This is a genomic window from Corynebacterium sp. (assembly GCF_022712195.1).
Taxonomy (GTDB): Bacteria; Actinomycetota; Actinomycetes; order Mycobacteriales; family Mycobacteriaceae; genus Corynebacterium.
This window is the reverse complement of record NZ_JALAGY010000080.1, coordinates 1-11,281: the sequence shown is the minus strand read 5'-3', so window position 1 is coordinate 11,281 and position 11,281 is coordinate 1. Positions and strand designations below refer to the sequence as shown.

At 70.2% G+C, this 11,281-nt stretch carries 9 protein-coding genes; 8 read left to right on the top strand and 1 reads right to left on the bottom strand.

Annotated elements, in window-relative coordinates:
• Positions 1-17: 17 nt before the first annotated feature.
• On the bottom strand, positions 18-851 hold the full coding sequence (locus Q0A34_RS10490) for a metallophosphoesterase (protein WP_291479944.1): 834 nt from the start codon (positions 849-851) through the stop codon (positions 18-20).
• Positions 852-1,533: 682 nt separating this feature from the next.
• Between Q0A34_RS10490 and Q0A34_RS10485 the strand changes: the two genes are divergently transcribed.
• From Q0A34_RS10485 to Q0A34_RS10450, 8 genes are all read left to right on the top strand, one after another.
• Positions 1,534-3,192: an ABC transporter substrate-binding protein gene (locus Q0A34_RS10485; protein ID WP_291479943.1), complete on the top strand. Its 1,659-nt coding sequence runs from the start codon at positions 1,534-1,536 to the stop codon at positions 3,190-3,192.
• Positions 3,189-4,181, top strand: a complete 993-nt coding sequence (locus Q0A34_RS10480; protein WP_291479942.1) for an ABC transporter permease — start codon at positions 3,189-3,191, stop codon at positions 4,179-4,181. The genes Q0A34_RS10485 and Q0A34_RS10480 overlap by 4 nt, the downstream gene beginning before the upstream one ends.
• Positions 4,178-4,996, top strand: coding sequence for an ABC transporter permease (locus Q0A34_RS10475; RefSeq protein WP_291479941.1), 819 nt, complete (start codon positions 4,178-4,180; stop codon positions 4,994-4,996). Before Q0A34_RS10480 ends, Q0A34_RS10475 begins: the two co-directional genes overlap by 4 nt.
• A complete protein-coding gene (locus Q0A34_RS10470; RefSeq protein WP_291479940.1) occupies positions 4,993-6,726 on the top strand; it encodes an ABC transporter ATP-binding protein in 1,734 nt (577 codons plus the stop codon). Before Q0A34_RS10475 ends, Q0A34_RS10470 begins: the two co-directional genes overlap by 4 nt.
• Positions 6,719-8,047, top strand: coding sequence for an NtaA/DmoA family FMN-dependent monooxygenase (locus tag Q0A34_RS10465; protein WP_291479939.1), 1,329 nt, complete (start codon positions 6,719-6,721; stop codon positions 8,045-8,047). The genes Q0A34_RS10470 and Q0A34_RS10465 overlap by 8 nt, the downstream gene beginning before the upstream one ends.
• Positions 8,044-8,724, top strand: coding sequence for an LLM class flavin-dependent oxidoreductase (locus Q0A34_RS10460; protein ID WP_291479938.1), 681 nt, complete (start codon positions 8,044-8,046; stop codon positions 8,722-8,724). The genes Q0A34_RS10465 and Q0A34_RS10460 overlap by 4 nt, the downstream gene beginning before the upstream one ends.
• Positions 8,721-10,562: an FAD/NAD(P)-binding protein gene (locus Q0A34_RS10455; RefSeq protein WP_291479937.1), complete on the top strand. Its 1,842-nt coding sequence runs from the start codon at positions 8,721-8,723 to the stop codon at positions 10,560-10,562. The genes Q0A34_RS10460 and Q0A34_RS10455 overlap by 4 nt, the downstream gene beginning before the upstream one ends.
• Before the next feature lie 371 nt (positions 10,563-10,933).
• On the top strand, positions 10,934-11,281 hold a 348-nt coding region (locus tag Q0A34_RS10450), incomplete at its 3' end, for an AMP-binding protein (protein ID WP_291479936.1).

Here is an 11,281-nt window from a genome sequence, read left to right as displayed (position 1 = left end):
GTCAGGGGTTCATGGGTTCATGGTGCTGGGGTGGGGGTGACGTGCTCGTCGGCGCCGGTGTCTTTCCGGCCGACAGGAATCGTCCATGACCAGTCGGTGGTGTCGCAGAGGATCACCGATCCGCGGGCTTTCTCCAGGTTCAGGGCGATGGTGGTGAGTGGGTGTCCTGCTTGTGTGTGGGTGGTGGTGTGTCGGGTGTGGTGGTGGCCGTGGACCTGGACCCGTGGTCGGGTGTGGGTGATGACGGTGTCGAGGTAGGCCCGGTTGGTGGTGCCTGCGGGATCGTCTGTCTTGTCTCGGGCGTGCCCGCCGTGGTCGAGTAGTGCGGCGAACCCTGCGGTGCTGGTGTCGTGGGTGACCAGGATGTCGACTGGTGCGGTGGGGGTGTCGGTGACCAGCTGGACCTGTTCGGCGGTGATGTTCTCGGCCGGCCACCAGGTTGTGCCCTCGGTGCGGTGGTCTCGGTCGACCGAGGAGGCTCCACCGAAGAACAGGATGTCGGCGCCGGCGAGCCGGGCGTGGGTGCCGCGGGGCATGTAGGTGAGGTTGTCGGACATGGCCACCGGGGCAGTGGCGTCGGGGTTGAGGATGTCGAACTTCTCGTGGTTGCCGTCGATGAACCGGTAGTCGATGTCTTCGTCGGCGATGCCGTCGGGGCTGATGCGTCGTAGTACCCGCTGCAGTTTGGCCAGTTGTCGGGGGTTGTCGTAGATCCAGAAGTCGCCGACCTGGATGATCGTGGTGGCCCCGCGGTTGAGTGCTTGGGCGGTGGTGTGCTCGAAGGCGGCGAGTTTGCCGTGCAGGTCGCCGATGAAGGCGATGAGAGTGGGGTTGGGTGTGGCGGTGACCATGTGCGGTTCTCCGGGGTGTGGTGTGTGGCGGGGTCGGTGGGTGGAGACGGTAGCACCGGCGGTGGTGGGTTGGCCAGATTCGTGAGTCTACTTCTGCGCACGTCAGGGACTGTTTCCTGATCAGTCGTGGTGCATCAGGATCTGACGTGTGCACAGTTCTGCGCATCTCGGAGGGATCATTCCGAATCACACATCGTTGCCGGCCTGACGGATGTCCGGATGTGCGTTGTACCTACTGCTGCGCTCGGCCCAACCGGAAGAAGCGGAGAATGCATGCAGAAACGCTGGCACGGTTGTTGGAACATCGTCTGTCACGCGTCCCGTCACGCGCCTCAGCACGTCCACTGTCACAAGGTCTGTCACGCGCCCCGTCACATTCCCTGGCACAAGGTCTGGCACGCGAGAGGTGATGCCGGGCTCGGTCATCTCCGGCACGTGCGTATGCGCGCGTCAGGGGAAATAGTGCCTGTGTGAGAGAGCGTGGTTTCTGTGCCTTCTGGCAGTGCGGCGGGAGGGGCCGGCTGTCACCGGGGTCTGTCACGGTGCCGAACCTGTCATCCACGGCGGCGTTCATTCGCGCGGTTCGCGCGGTACGGTCGGCCTGCGGATTCTCCGGCACAATATTTTCGTCGTGATCTGAGCTGTTCCCGGTGTCGCCTGTGCCGGACTAACGTGACCGCCCATGCAGACAGCTTGGTCTAGAAGTGGTCCCCGAAGACGTCCCCGGAGAGGTCTCCGTCGGCGGTCCGGCGCGGTCCTCGCCAGCGTCGCGCTGCTCCCCGGCGTGCTCGCCGCCTGCGGTGACGCCGGGGCAGCCCACGACGACTACGCCGGGCCGCCGGTGCGCGGCGGGGTACTCAGAGCGGCATTCGACACCGACATCACCTGCGCGGACGGCCAACAGGTCGGAAACAACACCGCACTGAACGTCTCCCGGCAGATCACGGACTCCCTGACAGACCAGGACCCGGAGACCGAGGAGATCGTCCCCTGGCTCGCCACAGACTGGGACATCGACGACCGCTCCACCGAATTCACCTTCCACCTGCGGGACGGGGTCACGTTCCAGGACGGCACCCCGTTCACGTCGTCCTCGGTGAAGGACAACTTCGAGGCGATCGTGGACCTCGGCGCCCGCTCCTCACTCGGCTCCACCTACCTCGCCGGTCTCGAGGGGATCGACACTCCCGACCCGCACACGGTCACAGTGCGCTTCGCCGAACCCAACGCGCAGTTTCTCCAGGCCAGTTCCACGATGACCCTGGGTTTCTACGCGCCGGAGACTCTCGCGAAGTCGCCCGAGGAACGGTGCACCGGCGACCTCGTGGGCACCGGGCCGTTCACACTGGCCGACTTCTCCGCGTCGTCCGGGGCCACCCTGGAACGCTTCGACGACTACCGCTGGCCCTCGTCCCTGGCCGAACACGACGGGCCCGCCTACCTCGACGGCATCGACTTCCGTGTGATCCCGGAGTCCGGGGTGCGCAACGGCAGCCTGGCCTCAGGGCAGATCGACGTCGACACCGCCGTCCAACCCCAGGACGAGGAACTCCTCGAGCAGTCGGGGTTCCCGCTGATAGAACGGCCCAACCCCGGGGTGAACTACTCCTTCTTCCCGAACTGGTCCGCAGGTCCGTTCACGGATCCGCGGGTGCGCCGGGCCGTCAACGCGGCGATCAACCGTGAGGAGCTCACGGCGGTGCTCTCCGAACGGCAGCGTCCGGCGACCTCGGTGCTGTCCAGCACCACACCCGGCTACACCGACCAGTCCGACCTGCTCGCACACGACCCCGACAAGGCCCGCCGGCTCCTCGACGAGGCAGGGTGGACGTTGGACGGCGACGCGACGGTCCGCACGAAGGACGGTGAACCCCTGGTCATCCCCGTCGGCTACTGGCAGACCGCACCCTTCCTCGAGGTCGTCCAGCAGCAGCTGCGGGCCGTGGGCGTCGACCTCAAGCTCAGAAAGCAGACCATGAGCGAGACCGCCGCCGACCAGGAGTCCGAGACCAACGCCGTCGACTTCTACAACCTGACCCGTTCGGACCCGGACGTGCTGCGGACCGTCTTCGACGCCGGTGGCCGCAACGTCAACAACCGGCGCCCCGGCCCCGTCGACGAGCACCTGGCCGCCGGTCTGAGCACCCTCGACACCGCGGCGCGGACGGGCATCGTCGCCGACACGACCGCGGAACTCGTCGAACAGGGCCACGTGATCCCGCTCGCCGAGTTGTCCGGCATCTCCGCCACCGCCCCGCAGGTGCACGGCTACCGCTACGAAGGTTCCAGCCGGCTGCAGCTCCACGGCACCTGGCTCAGCGGGGGAGGTGAGGAAGGATGACGGGCCTGGTCCTGCGCCGTGTCGGCCACGGCCTCCTCGTCGTCTGGGCCGCCTACACCCTGACGTTCCTGCTGCTCTACGTCCTTCCGGGTGACCCGGTGACCACGATGCTCAGCGGCACCGGGCAGGTGGAGGCGACACCCGAACAGGTGGCCCGGCTCCGGGCGCACTACGGGCTCGACTCCTCCCTGCCGGTCCAGTACCTGCACGCACTGGCCGGCCTGGTCACCGGCGACCTGGGGACGTCCTACCTCACCGGCGGGTCGGTGTCGTCGGCCCTGGCGGAGACCGTTCCCGGAACCGTCCGGCTGGCGGTCGCCGCCCTGGTCCTCGGAACCACCGCGGGCGGGGCGGTCGCCGTGGCGGCCGTGTACACCCGGCACCGCAGGCTCGCCCGGGTACTGGCGGCACTGCCGGTGCTGGGGGTGTCGGTGCCGACGTTCTGGGTCGGCCTGCTGCTCCTCCAGATTTTCGCCTCCCCGCTGGGGTGGGGGCCCGGCGTGGGGGGGGGTGGGCTGGCCGGAGGCGTCCTGCCGGCGTTGACGCTGGCCGTCCCGGTCGCCGCCACGGTGGGGCAGGTCCTCCTGAGGACGCTGTCCGACACCTGGACCCGGCAGTTCGTCACCACCTTCCACGCCGCCGGGGTTCCCCGGCACCGGCTGCTGGTCAGCCACGCCCTGCGGGCGTCGCTCGGCCCGGTCCTCTCGGTGGCCGGCGTACTGGCCGGGGAACTTCTCGGCGGTGCGGTGGTCGTGGAGACCGTGTTCACCCGCAACGGTGTCGGACGCCTCCTCACCACCTCGGTCACCGCACAGGACGTCCCGGTGGTGCTGGGTGTCGTCCTGTTCTCGGCGGTGGTCTTCGTGACAGTGAACATCGCCGCAGACCTGCTGCGCCCGGTGGTCGACGCCAGGACGGCGCCGACGAACGGACCGGCACGACGTCGGCGGGCCACAGCCCGCCCCGAGCCCGGGAGGATCCCCGCATGAGAACCCTGCTCCGCCGCCCCGGCACCGTCCTCGCCGGTGCCGTCATCGTCCTACTCGTCGCCTGGACGCTGTGGCCGGGGTTGTTCACCTCGGCGGACCCCCTCACCGGCGAGCCACTCAACCGGCTTCAGGCACCCGGCCCCGCCCACCTCTTCGGGACCGACCACCTGGGCCGGGACGTCTGGGGACGGGTCGTCCACGGCACCCGCGAGTCCGTCGGCACGGCCGCATTCGCCGTGCTCATCGCCCTCGTCGTCGGCAGTGCCGCCGGAATCGTCTCCGGGTACGTCGGCGGACCCGTGGACGCGGCCCTGTCACGCGGGACGGACGTGCTCCAGGCTGTTCCGGGTCTCCTGTTGTCCATCGCCGTGGTCGCCGGCCTCGGGTTCGGCCCGGGGAAGATCGCCGTCGCCGTGGGAGTCGCCGCCGTGCCGACGTTCTTCCGCGTGGCACGGGGGGAGGTGCTGCGGTGGCGGGCCAGTGACTTCGTCGAGGCCGCCCGACTCAACGGGGTGGGCACGGCGCCGATCCTGGCCCGGCACGTGTTCCCGCACGCGTTCGGCCCCGTCGCCGGGCTCGCGATCCTCCAGTTCGGCACGGCCCTGCTCGCCGTCGCCGCACTGAGCTTCCTCGGTCTGGGCGCCCCTCCGCCGTCACCGGAGTGGGGGCTGCTCGTCGCGGACGGCCGCAGCTACCTCGCCAGCGCCTGGTGGCTGACCACCCTGCCCGGGCTGGTCATCGCCGTGGCCGTGCTCTCGGTCAACACCCTCGCCAACTCCACCGTCAGACTCACCGGTTCCAGGAGGACCCCATGACCACCACACTGAACACCACCGCGGCCACCACACTGAACACCACGGTGCTCGAACTGTCGGGGCTCACCGCACGCTTCCACACACGGCACGGCCCGTTCACCGCCGTCGACGACGTCGACCTGCACGTCGGGGCGGGGGAGACCGTCGCACTGATCGGCGAGTCCGGTTCCGGCAAGTCCACCATCGCCCGGTGCGCCGTGGGACTGGCCCCGGACGACGCGACCGTCACCACCGCAGGCCACAGCATCGTCGGCCGGGACGTGACAGGGGCGTCCGACGGCACCTGGAACAGGCTCTACCGGTCGCACATCGGATACGTCCCGCAGGACGCCGGCGAGAGCCTCAACCCGGTACGCACCGTGGGCAGCCAGCTCGCCGAGGTCGTCCGTCTCCACGGTGCCCGGGGCAGGGAGGTGCGGGGGCGGGTGGCCGCCGCACTACGCGACGTCGGGCTCGACGCCCGTCTCCACGCGGGACGCCACCCCCACGAACTGTCCGGCGGTCAGCGGCAACGGCTGCTCATCGCGCTGGCGTTGATCGGCGGCCCCGCTCTGGTCGTCGCCGACGAACCCACCTCAGCCCTCGACGTCACCGTCCAGAAGAAGGTTCTGGACCTGCTGAAACACCGTGTCCGCGAGAGCGGTGCGGGGCTGCTCCTGATCACCCACGACCTCGGCGTGGCCTACGGCCGCGCGGACCGCACCGTGGTGCTCAAGGGCGGCCGGGTGGTCGAGGACGGCGACACCGCCGACGTGCTCACGGCGCCCCGGCACCCCTACACCCGCGAACTCGTCACCGCCGTCCCACGGCACCGGCCACGACAGTCACTGACGCCCCTGACGCCCCTGACGCCCCTGGCGCCCCAGACGCCCCTGACCCCCGCAGACGCCCCTGCGGAGATCACCGCCCGCGGACTGACCCGGGACTTCGGCCGGGGAGACGCGCCGGCGGTGGACGGGGTGGACCTCACCGTCCGCGCCGGGCGCACCCTCGGCGTCGTCGGCGAGTCCGGCTCCGGCAAGTCCACCACCGCGCGGATCCTGCTCGGCATCGAACCCTTCGACGCCGGTGAGGTGACCGTCCTCGGCCGGCGGCTCGACGGGCGGGGCATCCGCGGCAGGAGGGGAGGGGACGCCGTCGCCCTGTCGCGTCGGGTGCGGCTGGTGCACCAGGACCCCACCGGTGCGCTCGACCCGAGGTACACCGTCGGCGAATCCGTGGCTGAACCGCTCGTGGGTTTCGGCGTCGGCGACCGCGTGTCGCGCAGACGCCGGGTCGCCGAGCTCCTGGACAAGGTGGCGCTGCCCGGCGACGCGGTGCACCGGCGACCGGCCGAACTGTCGGGCGGGCAGCGTCAGCGTGTCGCCGTCGCCCGGGCCCTGGCCGTCGACCCGGACGTCCTGGTGCTCGACGAGCCGGTGTCGGCGCTGGACGTCTCGGTGCAGGCGAGGATCCTCGACCTGCTGCGGGACCTGCTGGTGGATCTGCGCGACGGGGGTTCGGTGCCGGACCTGACCTACCTCTTCATCAGCCACGACATCGGCGTGGTCCGCTCGATCGCCGACGATGTCGCGGTGATGTCCGCGGGGAAGGTCGTGGAGCACGGGAGCGTGGACGACGTCTTCCTCACCCCGTCCAGTGACGTCACCACCGCGTTGCTGGACGCCGTACCCCACCTGCCCACCACAACCGTACCGCCCGCACCGCACAAGGAGCTTCACCATGTCTGACCCGCACCACCGACGCCAGGTCCACCTGGCCGCCCACTTCCCGGGCGTCAACAACACCACCGTCTGGTCGGACCCGGAGTCCGGCTCACACATCGACTTCGACAGTTTCGAGCATTTCGCGCGGACGGCCGAACGCGGCCTCTTCGACTTCGTCTTCCTCGCGGAGGGACTACGGCTCCGGGAACACAAGGGGGAGATCTTCGACCAGGACGTGGTCGGCCGCCCCGAGACCGCCACCGTGCTCGCAGGCATCGCCGCCGTGACCGAGCACATCGGACTGACCGGCACATTCTCGTCAACCTTCAACGAGCCCTACGACCTCGCCCGGACACTCGCCACACTGGACCGGGTGTCCGGCGGCCGGGCGGCGTGGAACATCGTGACCACCCACAACGCCTTCACCGGGGCGAACTTCCGGCGTGGCGGCTTCCTCGACGGGGCGGACCGCTACCGCCGGGCCGACGACTTCCTCGCCCTGGCGACGACCCTCTGGCACTCCCACGACCACGGCGCAGACGGCTCCTTCGACCACACCTCCGAGTTCTTCGACGTCCGTGGTCGCTTCCCGGTGCCGACCACCCCGCAGGTCAGCCCGGTGATATTCCAGGCCGGGGACTCCCCGGACGGGCGCGACTTCGCCGCCCGCAACGCCGAGGTCGTCTTCTCCCGGCACTCCGAGCCGGGCGCGGGACGCGACTTCCGCCGCGACCTCGACCGCCGCCTCACCGCGGTGGGACGCCACCCGGACGACCTGAGGATCTACCCCGGCGTCTCCGTGATCCTCGGGGACACCCCGGCCGAGGCACAGGAGAAGCACGACGCCGTCCGTCGACGCCAGGTCACCGGACCCGGCGCCATCGCCTTCCTCGAACAGGTCTGGGGCACCGACCTCACCCACCTCGACCCGGACGGCCCCCTCCCGGACAGCGACCCGGACCCGGACAACGCCGACATCACCCGCGGACGCGTCCGGCACGACAAGGACCCCCGGGCGATCGCGGCGACGTGGCGACAGATCGCCGCAGACCGTGGCCTGTCGATCCGTGGCCTGGTCACCGAGGTCTCCGGGCGGGGAGGCTCGCTGGTGGGAACGCCACGCCAGGTCGCCGCCCGGCTCGACGAACTGACACAGACACGTGCGGCGGACGGGTTCATCCTCGTCCCGCACATCACACCGGGAGGACTCGATGACGTGGTCGACCGCGTCGTCCCCGAGCTGCAGGACCGTGGCGTGTACCGGGAGGAGTACCCGTCGACCACGCTCCGGGGCACACTCGGACTACCTGTGACGGACCGGCGTCGGCAGGAGGTTCCGGCATGAGCACCGTCGTCCGGGTCGCCCCGCAGGCGACCGCCGACCTTCCGGCACTGCGTGCCCTGGCCCGCGCACTGGACGGACCGTCCGGCGGCGCCGCCAACGTCCTGGTGCTCGGTGACGACCACGAATCCGGGCAGAACGCCGTGGTCCTCGCGGCGTGGCTGGCTCCGCAGACCACCGGCCTGCGGATCGTCCCGGAGGTTCCGGTGACCCACACCGAGCCCTTCCACGTCGCCACCTCCACCGCCACTCTCGACCATGTCAGTAGGGGGCGTGCCGGATGGTCGCCGACCGCGCAGACCACCACCGGTGCCGCGGAACTCACCGGCCGTCGTCCTGCGGCGGAGTTCGGGGCGTGGCGTGAACTGGGCGAGGTCGTGGATGTCGTCCGGCGCCTGTGGACGTCCTGGGAACCGGACGCGGAGATCCGCGACGCGGACACCGCACGGTTCATCGACCGGGACAAGGTGCACTACGTCGACGCCGAGATCACGGACTCGGTGGGGGAGACCTACAGCGTGAAGGGGCCGTCGACTGTCCCGCGGCCGCCCCAGGGGGAGCTGCCCACACTGCTGCCGGTGGACGACCCGGCGTCCGGCGAGGTCGTGCAGGTGAACGACAGCGCGGAGGTCCTGGCCGCGGCATCGCGGTTCGGCCGGGGCCGGCAGGGTGAACCGTGAGCTCGGTCGTCATCGTCGGAGCCGGTCCGCGCGCCACCGGGCTCCTGCTCGCCCTGGCGTCGGAGCTTCGTGGGCGCACGGTCCACACCCCGGTGACGGTGCACGTCATCGATCCTTTCCCGGCCGGCGCCGGGAGGATCTGGAGGGCGGGCCAGCCCGGCGAGGTCTGGATGAACAACACCTCCGACGAGATCACCGTCTACCCCGGCGGCACCGGGCCGACGCTCGCCGAATGGTCGGGGCGCCCGGACACCTACCTGCCCCGCCGTGAGGTGGCCGGCTACCTCGGGGAGGCCTTCGACCGGGCGGTCGAGGCCATGCCGGAGGGGGTGACGGTGACGACCCGGCGGACCCGTGCCGTGGAACTCTCGGGCACCTCCGGTGCCCGCCGGGTGCGGTTGGAGGACGGTGGCGTCGTCGAGGCCGAACTGGTCGTCCTGGCACAGGGGCACCTCGACGCCGTCGCGGACGGCGAAGAGGGCGGCGACGGTGGCACAGGCAGCCCGGGACACATCCCCGCCGGGTGCACCGTCGACATGGACTACTCCGGCCTCCGGGGAGGGGAGGACGTCCTGGTCCGCGGATTCGGGTTGGCGTTCATCGACCTGATGATGCTGATGAGTGAAGGCAGGGGAGGACGGTTCGAGCGCAACCCGGGGGAACTGGTCCCGTCCTACCGGCCCTCCGGTGCCGAACCCGTGCTGTGGGTCGGGTCGCGGCGCGGTGTGCCGTACCGGTCGAAGATCGCCGGTGGCGTACCGGGCCGGCACTGCCGCTACGCCGACGTGGAAACGCTCGGCCGACTTCCGAGGGGGCCCGGAGGGCAGGTGTTCCGGGACGGGTCGGTGCGTTCCCTGCTGACAGCGGAGTTCTCCCTCGCCCACTACTCCGCGCTCGCGGAGCTGCGGGACCCCTCCCGGTGTTCCCTCGGGGTACGGCAGGTGCAGGCCATCACGGATTCCTGGGTCAGTGAAGTCGGTGGCGCCGGCTCAGCTGCGGTCGATGCCCTGCACCGGGCGGTGCCGCGTGTGTCGGACCGGTGGGACCTCGACAGGGTCGACAGGCCTCTGGCGGGCCGGATCTGCGGTGACCGGGACCGGCTCGAACAGGCGGTGGCCGACCACGTGTCCACGAATCTCACGCGGGCGACCGACGGTCGTCACCCGCAGGACGCCGCACTCTACGGGACCCTGGTGGCTGTCCTCCCGGTGCTCCAGGTGCTGCTGTCCGGCGGGGAGGGACTGCCGGGGTTGGCACCCGGCGACGAGGCGTTCGTCCGTCGGCTGTGCGGCGCGTTCTCCTACGTGTGTTCAGGGCCGCCCCCGGAACGGCTCGGGAACCTCCTCGCGCTCCACCGGGCGGGACTCGTCCGGTTCCTCGGCCCCGGGGCGCGCTTCTCGGAGGTGCCGGACAGGGAGGGAGGCGGCCATGCGGCGGAGAGTCCGGCTGTCGGCGGGCCGGTTCCCGCGGTCAGGACGGCACGGCTCCTCGTCGACGCACGTCTCGCCGAGTTGTCGGCCGACCGGGTGTCGGACCCGTTGACCCGTGGTCTGCTCGCCGCCGGTGAGCTGTCGACGACCCCGGGGAGCACGGGCAGGGAGGTCCTGCTGGTGGACGGGGACGACCGGGCTGTCGGACGGGACGGGGTGGCCCGTGAGGACATCGTCGTCCTGGGGCCTGTGACGTCGTCGCCGGTGCGGGAGGGTTTCGCCCGCCCGGGTGTTCTCACCCGGGTCTTCGACGCGAACCGACGTACCGCCGCTACTCTCGTGGACCGGCTGGTCCACGGAGCCCCGCACGTCCCGTCGCTGGCGTCCGCCTCCCCGGTGAACCGATGAACCGGTGAGGTGCGTGTGAACCGTGTAACCGTCGGCGGTAGGACCGGCAGCGCCACGACCGACCGGACCCCGTGGGGGCACGGTCCGGGAAGATCTCCCACGGCCGTCGGCCAGCCGGGGTTGCCGAGGGTTTTCACCGGTAGTTTGCTTGCCGACTGGCAGGGGAATGTCACACTCAGGCCAAAGGACGACAGGGATTGACACGACAGGGATTGACACGACAGGGACTGGCACGGCTGGGTGCCGACCCGTCATGAGGCGTAATCCCGGGTCCGGTCTGCAGACGGTTGCTCTCCGCAGTAGGGTTTCCTGCATCCGAAAAGGTGCGAGGAAAGGTAATTTGTAAAGTGAGAAATAGGGCGCAGCAGTTTATGTTCGACACCAAGGGGCTACTTCGTGGTGCCCGGGCTGCAGTATCCGCCGGATTCTTCAACGGATTTAAGGTCAAGGACGGGATCGCGACGGCCGGGAGCCTTATCCGTTATGGAGCGTCCCTGTCGGGCCTGCTCGACGTCGCAGCGGCACGATTTCCCGACCGGGTCGCACTCGTGGACGATGACGGCGAGCTCACCTACGCGGAACTACGTGACCAGGCTGTACTCACCGCACAGGCGCTTGTCGCCAACGGGGTCGGCGCTGACAGCAAGGTGGGAATCATGGCGCGCAACGGCAGGGGATTCCTCATTCCCCTGGCGGCCAAAGGGTACGTGGGTTTCACC